21 protein-coding genes are annotated in these 23,691 nt (G+C 45.7%); all 21 read left to right on the top strand.

What is annotated here, in order from left to right; translation table 11 throughout:
• Positions 1-126 precede the first annotated feature (126 nt).
• The 21 genes from MHB46_RS04290 (at position 127) to rny (ending at position 23,677) form a co-directional block, all read left to right on the top strand.
• Positions 127-1,164 carry an aspartate-semialdehyde dehydrogenase gene (locus MHB46_RS04290; protein WP_341161699.1) on the top strand — a complete coding sequence of 346 codons (1,038 nt, stop codon included), beginning with the start codon at positions 127-129 and terminating at the stop codon, positions 1,162-1,164.
• Between the two features lie 23 nt (positions 1,165-1,187).
• Positions 1,188-2,405 carry an aspartate kinase gene (dapG, locus tag MHB46_RS04285; RefSeq protein ID WP_165175616.1) on the top strand — a complete coding sequence of 406 codons (1,218 nt, stop codon included), beginning with the start codon at positions 1,188-1,190 and terminating at the stop codon, positions 2,403-2,405.
• Between the two features lie 39 nt (positions 2,406-2,444).
• Entirely contained in the window at positions 2,445-3,326 is an 882-nt protein-coding gene (gene dapA / locus MHB46_RS04280) for a 4-hydroxy-tetrahydrodipicolinate synthase (RefSeq protein ID WP_341161698.1), read from the top strand.
• 348 nt (positions 3,327-3,674) lie between these two features.
• Positions 3,675-5,354: a ribonuclease J gene (locus MHB46_RS04275; RefSeq protein ID WP_013309942.1), complete on the top strand. Its 1,680-nt coding sequence runs from the start codon at positions 3,675-3,677 to the stop codon at positions 5,352-5,354.
• 229 nt (positions 5,355-5,583) lie between these two features.
• A complete protein-coding gene (locus MHB46_RS04270; RefSeq protein ID WP_341161697.1) occupies positions 5,584-6,432 on the top strand; it encodes a ClpP family protease in 849 nt (282 codons plus the stop codon).
• Positions 6,429-6,641 (top strand): YlzJ-like family protein, encoded by a 213-nt coding sequence (locus MHB46_RS04265; RefSeq protein ID WP_165175610.1) that lies wholly within the window; start codon positions 6,429-6,431, stop codon positions 6,639-6,641. The genes MHB46_RS04270 and MHB46_RS04265 overlap by 4 nt, the downstream gene beginning before the upstream one ends.
• A 103-nt stretch (positions 6,642-6,744) precedes the next feature.
• Positions 6,745-9,423: an FtsK/SpoIIIE family DNA translocase gene (locus MHB46_RS04260; RefSeq protein ID WP_341161696.1), complete on the top strand. Its 2,679-nt coding sequence runs from the start codon at positions 6,745-6,747 to the stop codon at positions 9,421-9,423.
• Between the two features lie 225 nt (positions 9,424-9,648).
• A complete protein-coding gene (gene sleB, locus MHB46_RS04255) occupies positions 9,649-10,500 on the top strand; it encodes a spore cortex-lytic enzyme (protein ID WP_322159332.1) in 852 nt (283 codons plus the stop codon).
• A gap of 160 nt (positions 10,501-10,660) precedes the next feature.
• Positions 10,661-11,941 carry an EF-P 5-aminopentanol modification-associated protein YfmF gene (gene yfmF, locus MHB46_RS04250; protein WP_341161695.1) on the top strand — a complete coding sequence of 427 codons (1,281 nt, stop codon included), beginning with the start codon at positions 10,661-10,663 and terminating at the stop codon, positions 11,939-11,941.
• A gap of 2 nt (positions 11,942-11,943) precedes the next feature.
• Positions 11,944-13,224, top strand: a complete 1,281-nt coding sequence (gene yfmH, locus MHB46_RS04245) for an EF-P 5-aminopentanol modification-associated protein YfmH (protein WP_341161694.1) — start codon at positions 11,944-11,946, stop codon at positions 13,222-13,224.
• Positions 13,225-13,244: 20 nt separating this feature from the next.
• Positions 13,245-14,012 (top strand): elongation factor P 5-aminopentanone reductase, encoded by a 768-nt coding sequence (ymfI, locus tag MHB46_RS04240; RefSeq protein ID WP_165175604.1) that lies wholly within the window; start codon positions 13,245-13,247, stop codon positions 14,010-14,012.
• Between the two features lie 100 nt (positions 14,013-14,112).
• Positions 14,113-14,367, top strand: a complete 255-nt coding sequence (locus tag MHB46_RS04235; protein ID WP_013309950.1) for a DUF3243 domain-containing protein — start codon at positions 14,113-14,115, stop codon at positions 14,365-14,367.
• A 227-nt stretch (positions 14,368-14,594) separates the two neighbouring features.
• A complete protein-coding gene (locus MHB46_RS04230; protein WP_013370747.1) occupies positions 14,595-15,368 on the top strand; it encodes a DUF3388 domain-containing protein in 774 nt (257 codons plus the stop codon).
• Positions 15,369-15,398: 30 nt separating this feature from the next.
• On the top strand, positions 15,399-16,463 hold the full coding sequence (locus tag MHB46_RS04225) for a RodZ family helix-turn-helix domain-containing protein (protein ID WP_341161693.1): 1,065 nt from the start codon (positions 15,399-15,401) through the stop codon (positions 16,461-16,463).
• 84 nt (positions 16,464-16,547) lie between these two features.
• Complete coding sequence (locus MHB46_RS04220; RefSeq protein WP_023988236.1) at positions 16,548-16,712, top strand: hypothetical protein; 165 nt, start codon at positions 16,548-16,550, stop codon at positions 16,710-16,712.
• Positions 16,713-16,856: 144 nt separating this feature from the next.
• Positions 16,857-17,348, top strand: coding sequence for a YajQ family cyclic di-GMP-binding protein (locus tag MHB46_RS04215; protein WP_013309953.1), 492 nt, complete (start codon positions 16,857-16,859; stop codon positions 17,346-17,348).
• Between the two features lie 210 nt (positions 17,349-17,558).
• On the top strand, positions 17,559-18,146 hold the full coding sequence (pgsA, locus tag MHB46_RS04210) for a CDP-diacylglycerol--glycerol-3-phosphate 3-phosphatidyltransferase (RefSeq protein WP_013309954.1): 588 nt from the start codon (positions 17,559-17,561) through the stop codon (positions 18,144-18,146).
• Between the two features lie 95 nt (positions 18,147-18,241).
• Entirely contained in the window at positions 18,242-19,510 is a 1,269-nt protein-coding gene (locus MHB46_RS04205; protein WP_250261587.1) for a competence/damage-inducible protein A, read from the top strand.
• Positions 19,511-19,752: 242 nt separating this feature from the next.
• On the top strand, positions 19,753-20,814 hold the full coding sequence (recA, locus tag MHB46_RS04200; RefSeq protein ID WP_103047842.1) for a recombinase RecA: 1,062 nt from the start codon (positions 19,753-19,755) through the stop codon (positions 20,812-20,814).
• Between the two features lie 194 nt (positions 20,815-21,008).
• A complete protein-coding gene (locus tag MHB46_RS04195) occupies positions 21,009-21,758 on the top strand; it encodes a regulatory protein RecX (protein WP_061829419.1) in 750 nt (249 codons plus the stop codon).
• A gap of 374 nt (positions 21,759-22,132) precedes the next feature.
• Positions 22,133-23,677, top strand: a complete 1,545-nt coding sequence (rny, locus tag MHB46_RS04190; protein ID WP_013309958.1) for a ribonuclease Y — start codon at positions 22,133-22,135, stop codon at positions 23,675-23,677.
• Positions 23,678-23,691 lie beyond the last annotated feature (14 nt).

The raw sequence follows: 23,691 nt of genomic DNA, 5'->3' as shown, positions 1-23,691 counted from the left end.
AGTTAACTGCTGAGCATCCCTCGCCTAGAAGATGATTCGATATTGTATCGGGTCTAATTTCTTGTTGGCGGTGGATGCTTTCAGAATAAAAAATGGTTTTTTAGTCGAGAAGGGGAGATACACCAGATGAGCAATAGAAAGTTTAATGTAGCTGTCGTTGGAGCGACAGGCGCTGTAGGAGAACAGATCGTAAATCTGCTGGAAAAACGGGATTTTCCTGTGGACAAAATCAAATTTCTTTCTTCGCCTCGTTCTGCCGGCACGTTAATTAGCTTTAAAGGTCAGCAAATTCCAGTAGAGATTGCTACCCCCGACAGCTTTGAAGGAATCGACATTGCTTTGTTTAGTGCAGGTGGAGACGTAAGTAAGGAATTGGCGCCGCATGCTGTTCGTCATGGGGCAGTTTGCATTGACAACACCAACGCATTCCGAATGGATCCGACAGCTCCTCTTGTAGTGCCTGAGGTGAACAGCGACAAAATTGCCGAGCATCAAGGAATTATTGCGAACCCGAACTGCTCCACCATTCAGATGGTAGCTGCTTTGAAACCATTATATGATCAGTATGGCATTTCTCGTATCATTGTATCCACATACCAGGCCGTTTCCGGCGCTGGAAGCCGAGCTATTGATGAATTGAATCGTCAAAGCGTAGCGATTCTGAACGGTGATGAAGTCCAGCCTGATCTGTTGCCAGTAGGCTCGTTGCCAGTAAAGCATCAGATTGCTTTTAATGCTATCCCGCAAATCGATAAATTCCAGGACAATGGTTATACACTGGAAGAAATGAAAATGGTACGTGAAACGAAAAAAATACTGGGTGACGAATCTGTGGACGTAACAGCAACGTGTGTGCGTATTCCTGTTGTATACGGTCACTCGGAATCTGTATATGTAGAACTTAAAAAAGATTATGATTTAGAAGAAATCCGCAATCTGCTGGCTTCGGCACCGGGAGTAACGCTGGTGGACGATCCTGCTGCTCAGCTTTATCCACTGGCATCTGATGCTGCAGGAAAACCTGACGTATTTGTGGGGCGTGTACGCCGTGATTTGGGCAATAGCCGTGGATTGAATTTGTGGGTCGTATCCGACAACCTGCTCAAAGGAGCAGCATGGAACGCGGTGCAAATCGCGGAAATTATTGCTGCAAACGCGGAGTAACGTTCCGATATGGGGGAAGAATAATGGGTATTTTGGTGCAGAAATTTGGGGGAACCTCGCTGTCCACACCTGAAGCACGTCAACTTGTGCTGGCACATGTGAAGCGGGAGTTGGAACAAAATCTTCAATTGGTTGTTGTTGTGTCGGCCATGGGGAGAAAAGGAGAGCCTTATGCCACCGACACGCTGCTGGATTGGGCGGCGTCTAACGGCGACAGTCTTCCGAAGCGCGAACGGGATTTACTGCTGTGCTGTGGTGAAATCATTTCTGCTGCTACATTATGCAGCCTGATGGAGAAGGAAGGTATTCCTGCTACGGTGCTAACTGGGGCACAGGCGGGCTTTATTACGGATGATCAATACGGCAATGCTCGTATTTTGGATATAAAGCCAGACCGTGTTGTTGAAGAGTTGAACCAAGGCAGAGTTGTCATTGTGACAGGTTTTCAGGGACAAACAGCAGACGGTGATATGACTACCTTGGGTCGGGGAGGCAGCGATACGTCAGCTACTGCTCTGGGTGCTGCTCTACATGCGGATATGGTTGATATTTATACGGATGTGAATGGTATATTGACTGCCGATCCGCGCATTGTGGAAAACGCAAAGCCACTTACACATGTTAGCTATACGGAGATTTGTAATATGGCTCATCAGGGAGCAAAGGTTATCCATCCTCGTGCTGTTGAAATCGCCATGCAGGCTAATATCCCGGTCCGTGTTCGCTCTACCTTCTCCGAAGGAGAAGGTACGTTAGTTACCCACCCGGAAGGCTTTAAAGACGTGCAGGCAGACATCGTAGACCGTTTCGTGACCGGTATTGCGTATGTCGGCAATGTCACTCAGATTAATGTTGAATTAAAGCCGGGTTTGGAGCACTTGCAATTACAAGTATTCAAATCTATGGCTGAACATGGAATTAGCGTTGACTTTATTAACGTAACGCCATCGGGGGCAGTTTATACTGTGTTCGATCATGATGGAAGCAAAGCGGTTGAAGTATTGAACGGTTTGGGTCTAGAACCTAAGATACTGGCCGGATGTGCTAAAGTTTCTGTCATAGGCGGTGGTATCAACGGGGTACCAGGCATTATGGCGACAATTGTGGAGGCATTGGCAGATTCAGACGTACAGATCCTTCAATCCGCAGATTCCAACACGACGATCTGGGTACTTGTTAAAAAAGAAGATATGGTGCAGGCTGTACGCGCATTGCATAATAAATTTGAACTCCATCAATAGGCGCATTGTCCGTGCTCGGACTTGCAAAAAGGAGGCAGCATGGTGAACTTCGGCAGATTGATTACCGCAATGGTGACACCTTTTGATAAGCAAGGAGAGATTGACTGGACTGCATTGTCCTCGTTGATTGATTACTTAATAGAAGAACAGCACTCAGAGTCGCTTGTTGTATCTGGAACAACAGGGGAGTCTCCTACCCTGAGCGATGATGAAAAAATCAAGTTGTTTGCATTTGTTGTAGAAAAAGCAGCTGGACGATGTAAAATTATTGCCGGGACTGGAAGCAACAATACGCGTCACTCCATTCATCTAACCCGTGCCGCGGAGCAGGCAGGAGCAGATGGTGTTCTACTGGTAGTGCCATATTATAATAAACCGAATCAGGAAGGGATGTATCAGCATTTCGAAAGTATTGCGAACTCCACATCCCTCCCAGCTATACTGTATAATGTTCCAAGTCGTACTGGAGCGAGTCTAACAGCTGAAACAACACTGCGCCTTGCACAAATTCCGAATATTGTGGGAACTAAAGAATGTGCATCACTTGCGCAGGTCACACAGATTGCAGCGGCAGCGCCAGAAGGTTTTCTGGTTTATTCCGGGGATGATGCTTCTGGGTTGCCTGCTATGGCTGTAGGTGCTTATGGTATTATCAGCGTAGCGAGTCATGTGGTAGGTGCTGAAATGAAGCAGATGATCGATTCACTTGTAGGAGGACACTCGCAGAAGGCAGCAAAGTTGCATCAGCAGTTGTTCCCGATTTTCAAGGGTTTGTTTGGCTGTCCTCATCCTCTGCCTAATCCGGTGGCAGTAAAATATGCATTGGAATTACGGGGGGTTAAGGTAGGTTCGGTTCGGTTGCCGCTCATTCCTCCAACTGAGGATGAAGCGGAATTTATTAAGAAATTATTTACCCGCTAAAGAGAAATAGGAATGTAAGAGTTAATTAATACTAAGGAGTATCCTTGTTAAGGGCAGTCGGTAGGTACAAAACCGATAGGGTTTATTGTCTGACAAGGTTCCCAGCGTGAAGGGCGTTCTTATAGGACGCCCTTTTTGCTGTGCTTTTAACCATGTATGTAGACAAAATGACAGATACTAATGGTTTCAGACGGCAATGGGAAACCTAGCGTAACGAACAGGATGACTTGTTTTTTCGTATTTTAATCATGTATAATGGGGTCAAGTGACTGGGTGCGGTATTTTTTTGAAAATTAAATAAACAAATCAAGGTACGACGTCCAACTACCATAGGAGGTTTAGATTCATTTGTCTAAAAAAACAAACAACGATAAATTGATGATTTTCGCTTTGGGCGGCGTCGGTGAAATCGGGAAAAATATGTATGTCGTTCAATACGGCAATGACATTGTCGTGGTGGATTCCGGTTTGAAATTCCCGGAAGAGGACATGCTGGGCATTGATATCGTTATTCCTGATATTTCCTACCTTACAGAGAACCGCGACAAAGTAAGAGGCATTGTGCTGACTCATGGTCACGAGGACCATATCGGCGGTTTGCCTTACGTGTTGAAACATTTGAATGTACCAGTATATGGTACCAAATTGACGCTGGGATTGGTGGAAAACAAGCTGAAGGAAGCGAATCTGCTTGGTGAAACCAAACGTATTTTGATCAATGCTGATTCTGAAATCAAGCTGGGTTCCACACTGAAAGCAACATTCTTCAGAACCAACCATAGTATTCCAGATTCTGTAGGTGTATGTATTGATACTCCTGAAGGCGCTGTTGTTCATACAGGTGACTTCAAATTTGACCATACTCCGGTCAACGGACAATATGCAGATTTGCAGCGTATGGCTGAAATTGGTACACGTGGCGTACTGGCTCTTTTGTCAGACAGTACGAATGCCGAAAAACCGGGCTTTACACCTTCGGAAAAGAGCGTTGGTATTGTCCTGGAAGACATTTTCCGCAAGTCGAGACAGCGTGTGGTCGTAGCTACTTTTGCTTCTAACGTACATCGTATTCAACAGGTAATTAATGCTGCTGAAGCAACGGGACGTAAAGTAACAGTTATTGGTCGAAGCATGGTTAATGTCGTAGGTATTGCTTCAGACTTGGGCTATTTGGAAATTCCAGATGGAATGCTGATTGAGCCTGAAGAAGTTGGCAAAATGTCAGCGGATCGTGTAGTTATTCTCTGCACAGGCAGTCAGGGTGAACCGATGTCAGCTTTGACAAGAATGGCTCGTTCCACACATCGAAAGGTTGACATTCTTCCAGGAGATTCAGTCATTATCGCAGCTACTCCAGTACCAGGTAATGAAAAATACGTTGGACGCACAATTGATGAGCTGTTCCGTCTGGGTGCCAATGTATATTACAGCGCAGCTAATCCAGGTATCCACGTTTCTGGACACGGAAGCCAGGAAGAACTCAAGCTGATGCTGAATCTGATGAAACCAAAGTTCTTCTTGCCAATTCATGGTGAGTTCAGAATGCAACGTCGTCACGCTCTTCTTGCTGAAGGCGTAGGTATTGAGCCTGAAAATATCTTTATCACGGATATCGGTGAAGTCATTGAAATTCAGAATGGTGGAGCACGCAGAGCTGGTAAAGTTACAGCAGGTAACGTACTGATCGATGGACTAGGCGTAGGGGATGTAGGAAATATCGTATTGCGCGACCGCAAATTGCTGTCACAGGACGGTATTTTGGTGGTTGTTGTTACGCTGAGCAAGCAAGACGGAACGATTAAATCGGGACCAGATATCATTTCCCGAGGTTTCGTATATGTCCGTGAATCGGAAGGTTTGCTGGATGAAGCGAATCGTATTGTCTCAAGTACACTGCATAAGCTCATGAGTGAAAATGTAAATGAATGGGCTTCCCTCAAGACAAACGTCAAGGATGCACTAGGTCGCTTCTTGTATGAGCAAACTCGTCGGAGACCGATGATCCTGCCAATTATAATGGAAGTGTGATTCAATTGAAATTTGTTCAAAAACCTGAATTAAAAACTTAAGTCACAGGCACACAGTCGCCTCTCTTCCCGCAGGAAATATTGGACGGTTTCCGCGGGAGGAGAGGCTTTTTTGATTTCCCGAGACAAGGAAAATCATGGGGTCGGGTATAAAATATTCCATTTACATCCCATACTATAGGGTGAATACGGGTCATATAGATGCGTAAAGCGAAAGGAAGATCACCCATATGGAACAATACAGCAATCTAACATCTGGCAACGAGGAAACGGAAGCGCCAGATCAACCAGAAATTGGGCAAAGACCCGCTTTGCCTGCTATGGAGGCTTTGCAGCAGCTGGGTCAAACCTCCATGCCTGGAGGCGAGTCCAATATTTTTTGCATGACGATTATCGGTCAGATTGAAGGGCATCTCATTTTACCGCCTCAAAACAAAACGACAAAATATGAGCACATTATTCCCCAGTTGGTAGCGGCAGAACAAAATCCTCGTATCGAAGGATTAATGATTTTGCTGAATACAGTTGGTGGTGATGTAGAGGCAGGACTGGCTATTGCTGAAATGATCGCATCGATGAGTAAACCAACGGTGACCATTGTCATAGGTGGGGGGCATAGCATCGGTGTGCCTATTGCTGTGTCTTCCACTTATTCCTACATTGCGGAGAGTGCGACGATGACCATTCATCCCATTCGTATGAACGGTCTGGTCATTGGAGTACCACAAACTTTTGAATACATGGAAAAAATGCAGGAACGTGTTGTACGCTTCGTCGTTTCTCATTCTCGTATTACAGAAGAGCAGTTTAAGGAACTGATGTTTAAAACCGGTGAGTTAAACCGCGATATTGGTACAGCGGTTGGGGGAGCCGATGCAGTGAAGTATGGATTGATGGACGCGGTTGGAGGCATCGGAGAGGCTTTAAAACAGCTGAACACCATTATTGAAACGCGGCGTCAGCAAAACGGGATCGCTGGGATTCAACAGCAGGCTCCGTATGCTCCTTTTTCTCCTAGTGCCACAGGAACTCCTACAGAGACACTGTCAGGGGAGGCTAGTGGGGAGCTACCACAATGACACTATATACTGTAATGCCAATGGAAATGGTATGGCAAGGGATGTGGAAAGAGGCTGAGGAGTTTGCAGAGGTTCGGGTAGACGGTCTACTTATGCAAGTACAGCCGCTTGAAACTCGTCGGGGGATCATTGTACGGTTGTTGGACTGTCCACTGGAAGCCTACCTGAATCCGCGTTATGGACCAGGTCAAGTCATCGAGTGGTCGTAGAAGGTGTCGAATAGTTTAGAAATAGGTCATTTACTGTTGAAAAAGAACATATGTGCGGATACCGGGTGACGTGGTATAATATTCTTCTGGGGGGTGACCTTGTATGTCCAGAAGAAGAAAAAGAAAAAAGAAAGCCGCATTTGGCGGAGTTCTAAAATTTGAAATTTACGGCATTGTGCTGATTACATTAGCGGTCATTGCGTTGTCGGGTGAAGCGGCAGTTGGTCGGTCGCTATCCAAGATGTTTGGGCTCGTACTGGGGAAATTCTATTTTGTTATCCCTCTCATTGGCATTTATTATGGTCTGATGGTGATGATTCACCGCAAGTGGCCGAACCAGTGGAACTCCCGCAAAACGGGTTTGCTCCTGTTAGTATTTGCCTTTACACTTATGAGTTCTATCTCATCTATGGAGCAGCGTTTGGGGCCGATCAACGCGCTTCAGCCGGGCGGAGTGATGACCCAGATACATATAGATATGCGTGAGCAGTTGCTGTCGCCTGACCAGCAGGGTCATACCTCAATGCTGAACAAGGATATCAGCGGGGGTTACGTAGGCGCATTGCAGCTTACTGTTCTGTTATGGCTGTTTGGTCTCACGGGAGCTAAACTGATCATGATTGTTATGTTCGTCATTTGTTTCATGCTGATGACCCAACTGTCCTATGTGGATTTGGTACGGATTGTAAAGACCAAGCTGCTGACAGCCGGGGGAAGTGTGCGCAAAAAATGGACTGGTAAAGCTACTCCGCTTTCAGCATCAAGCAAAGGCAGTGGAAATAGAAAAATCAAGTCTGAGCCCATTCCTGCCTATGAGGAAGACATGGATGATGACTTTGACGAAATGCAGCCTCCTGCACGCAAACAGCCGATTTTCTTCCAGTTGTTTGGTCTCAAAAACTCAGATAAAGCGGACAAGGATGAGCATTCCGTCGATACGGATGAGGATGATCATGATCTTCCATATGAAGCTGAGGACGCGCAGGTCCAGTGGAGAAACGGCAACCAGAGTGAAGAGATGTCTGACGTAGTCGAACACGTTGAGCAGGAAGCTGCAACTCCGGTAAAAAGGTCGCCGATTATTAGGGATTTCTTCGAACAAGTAAAGCATGAGGAAAGAAGACCGGAAGCTGAATTTGGAGAGTCCCTGACAGGGGCAGAGCAGCCAACTTCCATTATTGACGAATCCCTGGATGATGACTTTGTGGATGCCAATGCAAATACGGATATGGATGATTCGACAGCGATCCAGGGGACATTAGAAGGTGCTCAGGGACAAGCTCAGACGATTGCAACTGGGGTGGCAGGCGAAGAGGCTGAAGGTAACCATACAGCTATTCCGGCTCCGCCGCCGCCTAAACCGTACAAGCTCCCATCATTTCGTTTACTTGCTAAACCACAAAACGCAGGCAAAGGTATGGGACAAAAGGATTACATGCAAACGGCACGCAAGCTGGAGGCAACGCTGGAAAGCTTCGGTGTGCGGGCGAAGGTGCTGGAGGTTGTCCGTGGTCCTGCCGTAACGCGTTATGAAATTCAGCCGGACATTGGAGTAAAGGTCAGCCGCATTGTGAGTCTGACGGATGACATTGCGCTTGCGCTTGCTGCCAAAGATATCCGTATGGAGGCTCCGATTCCTGGCAAATCTGCTATCGGAATTGAGGTTCCGAATAATGAAGTTTCCATTGTAACGATGCGTGAAGTAATGGAGACAACCGTTTTCCAGGAGTCAGCTTCCAATTTATCTATTGCATTCGGACGTGATATCGCAGGACAGACGATTGTCGGTAATTTGGCCAAGATGCCCCATCTGCTTGTAGCTGGGGCAACAGGTTCGGGTAAATCAGTGTGTATCAATGGGATCATTACGAGTATTTTATACAAAGCAAAGCCGGATGAGGTCAAATTTTTGATGGTCGATCCTAAAATGGTGGAGTTGAACGTGTACAACGGAATCCCGCATTTGTTGGCTCCGGTCGTGACTGATCCAAAGCGAGCCTCACTTGCATTGAAGAAAATTGTAGTTGAAATGGAAAAAAGATATGAGTTATTTTCCAAATCAGGAACCCGTAATATTGAGGGCTATAATAATCTGATGAAAGATAACCCGGATGCATTTCTGCCTTACATCGTCGTTATTGTGGACGAGTTGGCAGATTTAATGATGGTAGCTGCGGGAGATGTGGAGGATGCGATTGCACGACTTGCCCAAATGGCGCGTGCAGCAGGCATCCACCTTATCATTGCAACGCAAAGACCTTCGGTTGACGTAATTACCGGGGTGATTAAAGCCAATATTCCTTCACGTATTGCCTTCGGCGTTTCCTCGCAGGTAGACTCCCGTACCATATTGGACATGGGTGGAGCCGAGAAGCTACTCGGACGTGGTGATATGCTGTTCATGCCAATGGGTGCTTCCAAACCAGTCCGCGTTCAGGGAGCATTCATGAGCGATCAAGAAGTCGAAAATATTGTTAGCTACGTACGTGAACAGGGTGAAGCGCAGTATGATGAAACGCTAGTGCCGGAGGTGGAAGAGGTATCGGCTGATGCAGATGAAATGCTGGATGAGCTGTACGATCAGGCTGTCAACATCATTTTAGAGGCTAAACAAGCTTCCGTTTCGCTCCTTCAGCGCCGTATGCGGATCGGTTATACACGTGCTGCTCGACTGATTGACTCCATGGAAGCTCGCGGAGTCATCGGCCCTTACGAGGGCAGCAAGCCCCGTGAGGTCCTTATCTCAATGGAGCAATATCAGCAAAATAAAGTAAGTTCCTAAGCATGATCTCTATCCAGCACTACATTAAAACGCTGTTTGTTCGCATGGTGGTTGTTCTAATATGACAACTCCAAGTGCACAAACAGTGTTTTTTTGTGATGTTTTTTGAGGTGTGGCGACTACCTGCTGAAAGAAGATTAAAAGGGTGAATAGCTTTAAGCGGAGCTTGTCATAATAAACGTAGCCATCCTGTTAATCCCACAAAAGAAAGGTAGAGCGCAGCATATGAAAAAGACAATGGTCTGGATTTGCACGGGTATCCTCGCAGCCTCGGCTATTACGTACACAGGACTTTTTAAAAGTGACTCTGCACAGCAGCAAGCAGAGCCGCTGAGCACACAGCAGAAAGTACAAGCGGCGCAACCTTCCCAGCCGACATTCAGCTCGGGAGCGGTTGATTTTGGATCTTATGGTCAGGATGTATATGAGTTGCAATCACGTTTGAAGTTGCTGGGCTTTTTTGGCGGGAAAGTGGACAGCCATTTTGGCAGCAGTACACTAAAAGCTGTTAAGGGTTTTCAAAAGGAATTTGGCATCCGTCCCGATGGAGTGGTCGGAGCAAAGACGAAATTAAAGCTGGTGAATGCTACTCCTAACTGGAAGCCAACGGAAACTCCTATGCATCGTAACAATCAAGGTTCCGCTCAGGGACAGACAGCGGACAATAACGATAAAGCAGATCAAAATGATGAAACGATGGGATCGGCCAACACCATGGGACTATCTGAAAACGATCTTAAAATTATGGCCAACGCGGTCTACGGTGAATCCCGCGGCGAGCCGTTTGAAGGACAAGTTGCCGTCGCGGCTGTTATTTTGAACAGGGTCAAGTCACCTAGCTTTCCCAACTCACCATCTGGAGTGATCTTTCAACCAGGAGCTTTCACAGCTGTAGCAGACGGTCAAATCTGGCTCACACCGAATGAGACTGCACAAAAGGCGGTACGCCAAGCCCTGAACGGTTGGGATCCAAGCGGAGGATGTCTCTATTATTTTAACCCAAAAACAGCCACCTCCAAATGGATTTGGACCCGTCCGCAGGTGAAAACCATCGGGGAACATATTTTTTGCATGTAATACGCCGAAGCAGCCGGGAGCTTGTCTCCGGTTGCTTCTTGGCTTTTGCATGGTTAGAATAAAGATTGGTACACTTTACCTCTTTACAGGAGGATGATTTACAGCAGCTAATGCTAATCAAAGGCTAGACGCAAATTGACGTCACAAAGGAGTTTTGGACTTGAACAAAACAGGTTTCGAGCGTGGCACACGCAGACAACTGAGGATTCATGTACTGCCGACCAAGCGCTTTAAGACGTTTGCTATATCATTGTATGTAGGCACTCCGCTACGGGAGGACACCGTAACTCGAGTGGGGCTGGTACCTTTCGTTCTGCGACGGGGTACAGAATCGTATCCGCAGACTACACAATTCAGAGAACAGTTAGAGCAATTGTATGGCGCGGGTTTCGGTTTCGATGTGTATAAACGTGGAGATTATCAGATCGTGCAATTTCGCATGGATACAATTAATGACAGCTTTGTAAATAGTCCAAATAGTTTACTGGATCGTTCGTTTTCTTTTCTCGGAGAAGTGCTAACGAAGCCTGCATTGGAAAATGGTGCATTTCAAACGGGATATGTCCAGCAGGAACGAGAAAATGTGCGTAAGAAGCTGGAATCTATAGTTAACGATAAAATACGTTATGCTGGTGAGCGCTGTATGGAGGAAATGTGCAAGGATGAGCCTTATCGTCTGCACCCTCTTGGTCAACGATCTGATCTGGACAGTATAGATGCACAGAGCTTGTATAAGGCTTATGGAGAATGGCTGAATCATGCCAGCATGGATTTATACGTTGTGGGAGATACGACGCTAGAAGAAGTTGAGAAGTTTGTTGATCGCTATTTTCAATTGAATCGTTCAGCGGAAACAGGGTATGTTCCTGAACAGCTCAAGTCGGTAGAGCGTGATGTTCAAACCGTTGTAGAGCGTCTTGATGTGAACCAGGGCAAGCTCAACATGGGGTTGCGCACCCCTATTACGTATGGAGACGATCGCTATGCTTCCGCTCTGATGTACAATGGCATTCTGGGCGGGTATCCGCATTCAAAGCTGTTCGTTAATGTGAGGGAGAAGGAAAGTTTGGCGTATTACGCTTCATCACGGTATGACGGGCATAAAGGTATTGGTACGATTCAATCTGGTATTGAAATTCCTAATTATGAAAAAGCGGTTACTATTATCCGCAAGCAACTGGAAGATACGCAAAACGGAGCGATTACTGAGCTGGAAATGACCCAAACGCAGGCGATGATTCGCAACTTGCTAAAGGAGATGCAGGATTCCGCTTTTGAAATGATCGCCTATGATTTTAACAGACAGCTTTCCGGTAAAGAACGGACAGTAGATGAGCTGCTGAGTCAGGTGGAGGCAGTCAAGGTGCAGGATGTTCAGGATGCCGCCCGGACGTTCCGACTGGACACTATTTATTTCTTGAGAGACCAGAAGGGGGAATAGCGGTGGAGCATATACCTTATGAGCATTTGCAGGAAACGCTGTACTATGAAGTAATGGATAACGGTTTACACGTTTATGTGTTGCCCAAACCGGGTTTTCAGAAGACATACGCCACATTTGCAACTAAATACGGCTCAGTTGATAATCATTTCCGCGTAGAAGGTCAACAGCCCGTAAAGGTGCCGGATGGCATAGCCCATTTTTTGGAGCATAAAATGTTTGAAGAGCCTGAAGGCGATATTTTTGCTACCTTTTCCTCTAATGGGGCATCGGCGAACGCATTTACGAGCTTTGATCAAACAGTATATCTGTTTTCGGCAACCGAGCGTATTCAAGAAAATTTGACCACGCTGGTCAATTTTGTGCAGCATCCTTACTTTACAGATGAAAATGTAGAAAAGGAAAAAGGCATTATCGGCCAGGAAATTAATATGTATGAAGATAACCCCGATTGGCGGAGTTACTTTGGTCTGATCGAGGCGTTGTACAAGGTCCATCCGGTGCATATAGATATCGCAGGTACTGTTCAATCCATCAGTACGATTACAAAAGAAACGCTGTACAGTTGCTATGAAGCTTTCTACCACCCAAGCAATATGATTCTTTTTGTAGTGGGCGGAGTGGATCCAGCTGAAGTAATAGAGCTGGTACGTAACAATCAGGCCAAAAAGGACTATAAGCCGCAGGGAGAGATTGAGCGGATTTTCGACGATGAACCCACTACAGTTGCAGAACCACGTCGTGAGGTGAAGCTGGCCGTTTCTCTGCCAAAGCTACTGTTTGGATTCAAGGAGGCTGAAGTAGGCCTAACGGGTGAAGAATTACTTCGTCATGATCTGGAAACCAAGCTGATGCTTGATCTCCTGTTTGGTTCCAGTACACAACTATATCAAAAGCTTTACGATGAGGATCTGATTTCGGACAGTTTTGGTCATGAGTACAATAGTACGCAGCAATATGCATTCTCTGCAATCGGCGGGGATACCAAAGACCCGGATCGGCTGTTGGCGAGAATACGTGAAGAGGTGGAGTCCATTCAGAAGCAGGGCTTTGCAGCAGAACATTTTGAACGGGCACGCAAAAAGAAAATCGGTGGTTATCTGCGTACACTCAATTCACCAGAAAATATTGCACATGAATTTACAAGACATCGCTTCCGGGGCAGTGATTTTTTCCAACTTCTTCCTATTTATGAAAGTATCACGCTTGAGGATGTAAATCGCCGTCTAAAAGACCATGTCCAGTGGGATCAACTCGCAATATCACTAGTGGTGAGTCCGTAATGTCCAGGGAGAGGGAAACGATGACCACCGGGGGCGGAGAATTAAAAGCAATTGGCGATACAACGGTGCTGATTACAGGAGCGAGTGGCGGAATTGGTGCGGCAATTGCTGAGCGTTTTGCAGCTGTAGGGATGAATGTTGTCATTCACTATATGAAGTCTCATGAAAAAGCAAATGAAGTTGCCCGTCGTTGCATGGCTTATTCAGGCAAGGTAATGACCGTGTCAGCGGATCTGCGGAGCAAGGAGCAGATCGAACGCATGCGGGAAAAGCTGGATAATCACGGGATGAAGCCGGATATTCTTGTGAACAACGCCGGATTATCTCATTATGGGCTGTTGACAGATGTTTCGGAAGAGGAATGGGACGAAGTGATGGCCGTCAATGTTAAGGGAACCTTTATGTGCACGCAGGTTTTTATGCCACATATGATTTCCCAACGCTATGGCCGCATTGTGAATGTTTCCTCCGTGTGGGGGATATGTGGCGCATCGTGCGAGGTGTTGTATTCCACCACCAAGGGAGGCATTAACGCTTTCACTAAAGCGTTGGCTCAAGAGGTAGCACCTTCCGGGGTGACAGTGAATGCTGTAGCTCCAGGTGCAGTGGATACGTCGATGCTGGATCATTTGGATAAAGGCGAAATTACCAGTTTGGAAGAAGAAATTCCTGCCGGACGGTTGGCTCGACCTGATGAAATATCTTCCCTGGTTTATTTTCTTGCGCTTCCTGAGTCAGGTTATATTAATGGCCAGGTCATAAGTCCTAATGGAGGATGGGTGACTTAAGGGATAGCGCTTGGAGGAATCCACCAGTATAGTAAGCGTCTGAGAAGAGCATATTATAACTGTTGATTTTAAATCTGAATCATCTAAGGAGGATTTAAGTATGTCAACAGTTGTTCAGAATTTTGATGTTTGGAAAAAGTTCCTTGGTCAGCGTGTAGAGCAAGCGGAGAAGCTGGGAATCAGCCAAGATACCATTTCAGAGCTTGCTTATGAAATCGGTGATTTTCTGGATGAGAAGGTCGACCCAGCGAACCACTCCAACCGCGCACTGAAAGAACTGTGGGGAGTTGCCGATGAGGACGAGCGTCACACCATCGCCCGGCTAATGGTTAAATTGGCTAAGAGCAACGCATAAGTAGGAACCAACATGAAAAGCTCCCTTTTGGGGGCTTTTCTGTAATGGTTACAGAGCTGTTCTTGTAATTCCATTGTAATTTATATATCATAAACGTGATTGAGGCTTACAACACAATGTAGCCTATCGAATTTCAATAATTGGTTTTGTCGAAAGATGTTATTTTATGATACAATAATGCTTTGATTTGGAGTTGTTGACGGTTTGAATGTGAATGAGGTGCTAACGTGACGGAAGAAACGAAACAGTGGTACATGGAGTACAAGATACATAAAAATCGACCCGGACTGCTGGGAGACATTGCTTCCATGCTTGGTATTCTGGGGGTTAATATACTGACAATCAACGGTGTTGAAGGTGAAAGACGGGGGATGTTGCTTGAAACGGACGATGACGAGAAAATACGCATTCTCGGAGACACGTTAAAAAAAGCGAGCAACATTACAGTCACGGCCTTACGTGCTCCGAGACTGGTTGATATATTGGCAGTAAGACACGGCCGTTACATCGATCGGGATTCAGATGATCGTAAAACATTTCGCTTTACACGCGATGAGCTTGGGTTGCTGGTCGATTTTTTGGGTGAAGTATTAAAGAGGGACGGCAATCAGGTGATCGGTCTTCGCGGGATGCCGCGTGTGGGCAAAACGGAATCCATTATTGCCAGTAGTGTATGCGCAATGAAGCGTTGGACTTTTGTGTCTTCAACGTTACTACGACAGACGGTGCGCAGTCAGCTCTCTGAAGAAGAAATGAACCCAAACAATGTGTTTATTATTGATGGTATTGTGAGTACAATTCGGTCAAATGAAAGACATTATCACCTGCTTCAGGAAATCATGAGCATGCCAAGTACTAAAGTGATTGAGCATCCTGATGTATTTGTACGTGAATCAGGATACAGCTTTGACGATTTCAATATCATTATTGAACTTCGCAATAATCCGGCTGAGGAAATTATTTATGATACCTTTACAGCCAGTTATACAGAAGATCTTTAAATAAGCGTAATTATACAAGGAGATGATGACATGTCAGAACTGGGTCAGCAATTAAAGGAGGCCCGGCTGCAAAAAGGATTGAGCCTTGACGATGTTCAGGAAATGACGAAGATACGCAAACGTTATCTGGAAGCCATTGAGACGGGCGATTACAAAGTGCTGCCGGGAAGCTTTTATGTCAGAGCTTTTATTAAAACATACGCTGAAACTGTCGGGTTGAACCCCGATGAGATTCTGGAAGGGCATCAAAGCAATGTGCCTGAACCTGAGCCGGAAGCAGTGATGGAGCCTGTTACACAGAAACGCTCCAGCCGTCCCGCCACGATTGGTAATCTTAAATGGTTGCCTACAGCGTTAATGTGGCTTTTTCTAGTTCTCATTGTTGGGGTTATTTATGCTTATTGGGTGAGCAACAACCATTCAACTCCAAAAACAGCAGAAAACACAACGCCGATTACAACACCAAGTACAACACCAAGCACGTCTACTCCTGATACCACTACGACACAGCCGAACAATGGTCAAACGACGGCTCCAAATGGTGCTGGTGGGAAGACTCCTGATGCGGGGCAAACCGGACAAACTCAGCCAGATGGTACGGGGAATACGGATGCTACTACTCCAGATACTGGACAGCAGCCGGATACGACTACACCACAACAAGGTATAACTGTGGCACAGGACGGCAAGCAAGGCAAGACGACGATTTTCAAAGTTTCCAGTGCAACGGGAGCCACAGCCAAGGTTGATATTAAAGCTACGGGTGAAAGCTGGCTTGAAGTGTACAAGGGACAAAATTCCCGTGGAGAAAAGCTGAGCTACGGTATGACTAAAAGTGGAGATGCCATGTCTTTCGATATTGGTCCGGAAGGTTTATATATCAAATCAGGACGGTCTTCTGCCACAGATATTTCCGTAGCAGGTCAACCGATAACAGATAATAAATCGACTACACGTGTACTGATCCAGCAAGGAGAAGCTTCTTCGACCGGAACGAGTGCAGGAGTGACGGGTTCACCTGCAGATTCTACGACAGGTAGCAGTACGGATTCAGCACAAAATGGTACAGATTCTACAACTACTGATGGTGAATAAACGCCTTGGTGCGAGGAAATACTAATGACTGTAATTCCTGGAAAGGCAGTCATTTCATTTTCCGCAAAGTGAGGTGTATACGTTATGACCGTCAGCTGGATTGTGACTGGGCTCGGTATCATTGTCAGTTTACTGGGCTATTATCTGACACCGAATGCATGGGGCTATGGCATACTGGGCTTTGGTCTTGCTCACATTGTGCTTGGACTCTTGGATATGTTCCGAACTCCAACACGAAGCCATAATTAGATATTTTGACCGTAATTGAAATAAAGGCGTTTTTGTCAGGAAAACTGGCAAGAACGCCTTTTTAGTCAACGGATTATTGGATTTTTGTAAATGACTAGCCTATAATTAGATATTGAACTTTGTTGTGGAAAGGAAAGTGAAACGATGGCTTCAGAAAATTCATTTGATATCGTCTCCAAAATGGATATGCAGGAGTTAACAAATGCGGTTCATCAGACGGAGCGTGAAATTGAAACACGATTTGATTTCAAGGATAGCAAAAGTAGCCTCAAGCTTGAGAAAGAAGCTCTTACGATTGCATCGGAAGACGAGTACAAGCTGAATGCGGTGATTGATATTTTGCAATCTAAAATGGCCAAACGAGGTCTGTCCCTTAAAAATGTGGAGTATGGCAAATTGGAACCCGCTTCTCTAGGTTCAGTGCGTCAGCGTCTTTCGCTTAAGCAGGGAATTGATCAAGATAATGCCAAGAAAATTAATATTCTTATTCGGGACTCCAAGCTAAAAGTCAAAAGTCAGATTCAAGGTGATCAAATCCGAGTAACTGGAAAAAACAGGGATGATTTACAGGCGATCATTCAATTGCTACGTAAAGCTGATTTGCCATTGGAGCTTCAATTTACAAACATGAAATAAAGCCGTTTTCCCTCATATATTTTGTAGGAAAAAACGTTGCTTGATGTGCGGCAGGTTATTTTGACATGCGTTTTGCGCCATATTATACTTGTAACGAAAATGCAGACAATTCAGGTGTATAGCGCTCGTCGAAAGCGATTTACATAGGATTGAATTTAATCCGAAAACTGCCATTTGTAATCAAGTACGATAATCAGGGGAGAGTGTGTTGTGAATTTACCCAACAGAATTACAATAACGCGGATTTGCCTTATCCCGGTGATGATGCTGGCTTTGCTGGTGGACTTTGATTTTTATCCGCCGCCGATTGAGATCGGAGCTTTCAAGCTGCCGTATAATCAGCTGATTGCGGCTATCATTTTCCTTGTAGCAGCCAGCACGGATGGTCTTGACGGATATTTGGCACGTAAAAATAATATGGTCACCAATTTGGGCAAGCTGTTGGACCCCCTTGCTGATAAGCTTTTGGTAACCGCTATTTTGGTTTCCTTGGTAGAAATGGGGAAAATTGATTCATGGATTGTCGTTGTGATTGTTAGCCGTGAGTTTGCGGTTACGGGGCTGCGTCAGATTGCCTTACTGGATGGGTCTGTGGTTGCTGCAAGCAATTGGGGCAAATTAAAGACGATCATCCAGATCGTTGCTATTGTAGCGCTGCTCATTAATAATTTCCCGTTTGTTTTTCTTGGTATACCGTTTGATTTAATAGCGATATGGGCAGCAGTGTTGATCACCATTTATTCGGGTATTGATTATTTCGTGAAAAATATCCATTTGCTGAGCTCCTCCAAAGTTTAACAGGATAAATTTTATGGAAACAGCAATAGGGACTAAACTTATTGCTGTTTCTTTATATAATTCCCATAATATTCGCAGTACAGGAGGAAGAATTGATGAAAGCTGAAATAATTGCAGTAGGAACAGAGTTATTACTCGGACAAATAGTGAATACAAATGCTCAATATTTGTCACAAGAGCTGGCTACAATTGGAATCGATGTATATTTTCAGACTGTGGTTGGCGATAACATAGATCGGCTTCAGGAAGCGATAAGAATTGCTCAGAAGCGTGCGGATATTATTTTGTTTTCCGGCGGTCTGGGGCCGACTCAGGATGATTTGACGAAAGAGGCGATAGCGGCTGTATTGGGGCGAAAATTGCACATAGATCGTCTTGCAATGGACAAGCTAGATCAATTTTTCCGTAACCGTGGGGTAGAAATGACCGAGAATAACCGCCGGCAGGCGCTTTCTATTGAAGGTGCTACTCCACTTGAAAATGAGACAGGGCTAGCTGTGGGCGACGCGATTGCACAGGACGGTAAATTTTATGTAGTTTTGCCTGGACCGCCTAAGGAACTCAAACCCATGTTTGCAAACCATGCGAAACCTTGGTTGCTTCAGCAAGCATTGAGCGGTGAGGAAATGCCAATTTATTCGAAAATGCTAAAATTTGCAGGGATCGGTGAGTCAGCTCTTGAAACCCATTTGTTAGATTTGATCCAATCCCAGACAGATCCTACGATTGCTCCTTATGCCAAGGAAGGGGAAGTCACGATCCGTATATCCACCAAGGCGGCCAGCGAAAGTGAAGCATTAATTAAGTTGACAGCTACGGAAGTAGAAATTCAGCAGCGTCTTTCGGAGTATATGTATGCAAGCGAGGATGTTGCGCTGGAGAAGGTTATCGTAGATCTAATGGCCAAACGCGAACTCACTGTGAGTGCGGCAGAAAGCTGTACAGGTGGAATGCTGATGGAACAGATTACTTCTATACCTGGCAGTGCTGCTATGTTTCAAGGTGGCATCGTGTGCTATTCCAATGAAATGAAGATGAAGTTACTCAACGTGCCTTATGATTATTTGGAAGGGGACCATGCGCCAGGCGCAGTGAGTAAGGAAGTAGCCCTTGTGCTTGCAGAGCAGGCGAGAATGATCATGGATAGCGATTTTGGACTTTCAGTTACTGGTGTAGCTGGGCCTGGGTATTCCGAACGGAAGCCAGTCGGTCTAGTGTATATTGGCATTGCTGAACGCGACAAGGAAACGGAAGTACATGAACTGAGACTGAGTGGCAACCGTGAAACAATCCGACTGCGATCAGTTAAAGCAATCCTGTACAGATTGTGGCGCAGGCTGGTAGAGAACGAGAAACTCTCTTAAACATCTATGTACAGTGTGACTCGTAGAGTTGTTTTAGATAGATATTCATGGTATAATCATCTTATCGGAAGAACCGTTGCAAAGCCTTTTGCCAGCGGTTCTTTTTTTGTTTTAAGAGACAGGTGTAATTATAGAAGAGAGTTGTGCGAATAAAAAAAACGAATGTATGTTCGAAAAAATGCTTGGCAAGCGTGTCAAAACAAGGTATTATTAAAGTACAAACAATGAAGGATGTGAGTTTATTGTCAGATCGTCGTGCTGCGCTGGATATGGCGCTCCGTCAAATAGAAAAGCAATTTGGTAAAGGTTCCATTATGAAGTTGGGTGAGTCTACCCATATGCAAGTGGAAACGATCCCCAGTGGTTCGATTGCTTTGGATATTGCGTTAGGAACGGGCGGCTTTCCAAGAGGCCGGGTTATTGAAATATACGGACCGGAATCATCCGGTAAAACGACAGTAGCTCTTCACGCTATCGCAGAGGTGCAAAAAACAGGCGGACAAGCCGCCTTTATCGACGCCGAGCATGCGCTTGATCCGTCGTATGCAAGCAAGCTGGGTGTCAATATTGATGAGTTGTTACTATCGCAACCAGATACAGGAGAGCAGGCGCTTGAGATTGCCGAAGCCCTTGTACGTAGTGGAGCAGTAGACATTGTAGTTGTTGACTCCGTAGCGGCACTTGTGCCCAAGGCAGAGATTGAAGGCGAAATGGGAGATTCCCACGTTGGTCTTCAAGCACGTTTGATGTCTCAGGCATTGCGTAAGCTTTCTGGAGCCATTAATAAGTCGAAAACCATTGCTATTTTTATTAACCAGCTACGTGAAAAAGTAGGTGTTATGTTCGGTAACCCTGAAACAACACCAGGTGGACGCGCCTTGAAGTTTTACTCTACGGTACGTTTGGATGTTCGTCGTATTGAAAGTTTGAAAATGGGTAACGACATTGTGGGTAACCGCACACGTATTAAAGTCGTGAAGAACAAAGTTGCCCCTCCTTTCCGTCAGGCTGAGGTGGATATTATGTACGGTGAGGGTATTTCCAAAGAAGGTAGCTTGATCGATATCGGTACGGAGCATGACATTGTCGACAAGAGCGGAGCCTGGTATTCCTACGAAGGTGAGCGCCTTGGTCAGGGACGTGAGAATGCTAAACAATTTTTGAAGGAAAATCCGAATATTGCTAGTACGATCGAACAAAAAATTCGGGTGGCCAGCAATTTGGTTACGACGGTTGCTCCGCCTACAGAAGAAGAGTTGGCACAGCAAGCGAAGGAAGAACAGGAATTGTTGGAGCTTGAATAAAGCTTGGTGAACCCTGATTTGTGAACTGGGGCCAGGGTTATGGCACCGTCCGTTTGAATAGCATGATTCTGATGCCCTGCACAGTTGTGCAGGGCATTTTTGCATCAACTAAAGTCTGCTTTGTCGCGGAATCTAACTTTGCGTAGCAGGTGTTCAAAGGCTGCTTTCGTGAATTTCAAAGTGAGGGAAATATATTGCAGTTGGACGATGAAGATGAATACACTTCGGAAGCAAATAAGCAACAAGGGATTTCTCTTTTTCCGGATCATGAGGAATTGATGATTACTAGGGTAGAGCAGGGACAGGGACGCAAACGTGGAAGGTATATCATTCATTTTGGTCCGTATTCGCTGTCTGTATTAGAAGATGTAATGATCAAGTACAATATGTTCAAAGGAACGTCATTTGATAAAAAAGAACTGGAAGATATCGTTCTGGCAGATGAAAAGCAACAGGCTTATGTACTTGCGCTTCGCTATTTGGGGCGAAAGCCTCGCACACGTCAGGAAATTGCCCAACGTTTGTTACAAAAAGAACTGGATCAGTCTGTTATTGACGAAGTAATGGTTCGACTGCAAAGGGAACAACTCGTAGATGATGATTTATACGCCCGCCAATGGGCAAGGCAGCGCATAACTAGCCAACGTAAGGGGAAGATGTGGGTTAGGCAAGAACTTCGTCAGAAGGGCATCTCTAAAGCCTCTATTGGTGAAGCGTTAGGTGAGATCACCGATAATGAGGAGTGGGAGAGCGCTTTGACGGTCGGACGTAAGAAATGGAATCAGATACGTGGTGATATAATGGAGAAAAAAAGGAAAACCTACCCTTTTCTCATGAGACGCGGATATTCGGGGGATATGACACGCCGAGTGGTCAATCATCTCACTGCGGCCGAGCATGACGTTGCTTCAGATGACGAGGAATTGTTGCAGTGGGAGGAATAGTTGCCAAACGGCTGCTGAACCTTTGGCTAGTATGAACGGATAGGATGAGCTAGTTATTACAGGGAAAGCTGCATGGTAGTCTACTAATGTTTGCATTCCCTTGACAATGCCATTTGTCAAATAATAAAATATATATGAAACGATACTTGTGGAACGCCCTTTTTCCTTCCAAAAAAGCGGAATCCACGGGTGAGTTCTCATCGCCAAATAACAAGTGATGCCGCTATGCCAGGCGGAATTGTACATGTGAAAGCATGTGCATATGAAATGAAACGACCTTGTGTCGTTGTCTTAGTTTGACGATCAAAGTAAATGTGACAATTGCAAAAAGTCCCAAGGAATGCCTTGGAGGAACCAACGGGGAGGTGAACAGTATGATGACTGCGATCTGGTTCGTTCTCGTTGCTGTAGCCGCGTTATTCTTTGGGTTCGGGATTGGTTATTTTATTCGCAAATCTATTGCAGAAGCTAAGATCTCCAGTGCGGAAGAAGCTGCCGCGCAAATCGTGGAGAACGCGAAAAAAGAGGCAGAAGCGCTGAAGAAGGAAACGGTATTGGAAGCGAAAGATGAAATCCACCGCATTCGTGCCGAAGCTGAAAAAGAAACTCGTGAACGTCGCAATGAAATTCAACGACAGGAACGAAGATTGCTGCAAAAAGAAGAATCGCTGGATAAAAAATTGGAATCGCTGGAACGCAAAGAAGAACAAGTGGCCAACAAAGAGAAACGAATCGATGAAACCCAGCAGCAAATTGATTTGATTTACAAGAGTCAGGTAACTGAGTTGGAACGTATTTCCAATCTGACGATGGAGGATGCAAGAAGTATTATTCTGACCAACGTAGAACAGGAAGTTCGTCATGAAACAGCTCAGATGATTAAAGAAATTGAACAGCAGGCCAAAGAAGAAGCGGACAAAAAGTCTCGTGAAATCATCACACTGGCCATCCAACGCTGTGCGGCAGATCATGTAGCAGAAACGACGGTTTCTGTTGTCACATTGCCGAACGAAGAAATGAAAGGCCGGATTATCGGGCGCGAAGGCCGTAATATCCGTGCACTTGAAACTCTTACAGGAATCGACCTCATTATTGATGATACGCCGGAAGCTGTTATATTGTCTGGATTTGATCCGATTCGTAGAGAGATTGCGCGTACTGCGCTTGAAAAGCTCGTAGCGGACGGACGGATACATCCGGCTCGTATTGAAGAGATGGTGGAAAAATCCCGTAAAGAGGTGGACGAACGAATCCGTGAGTATGGTGAGCAGGCCACCTTTGAGGTGGGCGTGCATAGCTTGCATCCGGATTTGATCAAGATCTTGGGACGTCTCAAGTTCCGTACGAGTTACGGACAGAACGTATTGAAGCACTCGATGGAAGTTGCATACTTGACAGGTCTGATGGCCGGGGAACTGGGCGAAGACGTTGTACTGGCAAGACGGGCAGGATTGCTGCATGACATCGGGAAGGCGCTGGATCACGAAGTGGAAGGATCGCACGTTGAAATTGGCGTGGAACTGGCGAAGAAGTACAAGGAACACCCGGTCGTCATCAACAGCATTGCTTCACATCACGGCGACTGCGAAGCGACTTCAGTGATCGCCATGCTGGTTGGGGCGGCAGATGCCCTGTCAGCAGCAAGACCGGGAGCGCGGCGTGAAACGCTAGAGACGTACATCCGTCGTCTTGAGAAGCTGGAACGCATCTCCGAATCTTTTGAAGGCGTTGAAAAATCATACGCGATTCAAGCCGGACGCGAAGTTCGTGTCATGGTACAGCCAGAGAAAATTGATGATGCGGAAGCATTCCGACTGGCCCGTGATATTACGAAAACGATTGAGAATGAACTGGACTATCCGGGACATATCAAGGTTACCGTCATACGCGAGACCCGTGCGGTAGAATACGCAAAATAAAAGCATTTCAATGA

The sequence above is a fragment of the Paenibacillus sp. FSL H7-0703 genome, from assembly GCF_038003485.1.
Classification (GTDB): domain Bacteria; phylum Bacillota; class Bacilli; order Paenibacillales; family Paenibacillaceae; genus Paenibacillus; species Paenibacillus polymyxa_B.
The sequence above is the reverse complement of the archived record's forward strand: the minus strand, read 5'-3'. Positions and strand labels throughout refer to the sequence as shown.

Coding starts and splice junctions, on each gene's coding strand:
- MHB46_RS04290 (WP_341161699.1), top strand. CDS start 127: ATGAGCAATAGAAAGTTTAATGTAGCTGTCGTTGGAGCGACAGGCGCT.
- dapG (WP_165175616.1), top strand. CDS start 1,188: ATGGGTATTTTGGTGCAGAAATTTGGGGGAACCTCGCTGTCCACACCT.
- dapA (WP_341161698.1), top strand. CDS start 2,445: ATGGTGAACTTCGGCAGATTGATTACCGCAATGGTGACACCTTTTGAT.
- MHB46_RS04270 (WP_341161697.1), top strand. CDS start 5,584: ATGGAACAATACAGCAATCTAACATCTGGCAACGAGGAAACGGAAGCG.
- MHB46_RS04265 (WP_165175610.1), top strand. CDS start 6,429: ATGACACTATATACTGTAATGCCAATGGAAATGGTATGGCAAGGGATG.
- MHB46_RS04260 (WP_341161696.1), top strand. CDS start 6,745: ATGTCCAGAAGAAGAAAAAGAAAAAAGAAAGCCGCATTTGGCGGAGTT.
- sleB (WP_322159332.1), top strand. CDS start 9,649: ATGAAAAAGACAATGGTCTGGATTTGCACGGGTATCCTCGCAGCCTCG.
- ymfI (WP_165175604.1), top strand. CDS start 13,245: ATGACCACCGGGGGCGGAGAATTAAAAGCAATTGGCGATACAACGGTG.
- MHB46_RS04235 (WP_013309950.1), top strand. CDS start 14,113: ATGTCAACAGTTGTTCAGAATTTTGATGTTTGGAAAAAGTTCCTTGGT.
- MHB46_RS04225 (WP_341161693.1), top strand. CDS start 15,399: ATGTCAGAACTGGGTCAGCAATTAAAGGAGGCCCGGCTGCAAAAAGGA.
- MHB46_RS04220 (WP_023988236.1), top strand. CDS start 16,548: ATGACCGTCAGCTGGATTGTGACTGGGCTCGGTATCATTGTCAGTTTA.
- MHB46_RS04215 (WP_013309953.1), top strand. CDS start 16,857: ATGGCTTCAGAAAATTCATTTGATATCGTCTCCAAAATGGATATGCAG.
- MHB46_RS04205 (WP_250261587.1), top strand. CDS start 18,242: ATGAAAGCTGAAATAATTGCAGTAGGAACAGAGTTATTACTCGGACAA.
- rny (WP_013309958.1), top strand. CDS start 22,133: ATGATGACTGCGATCTGGTTCGTTCTCGTTGCTGTAGCCGCGTTATTC.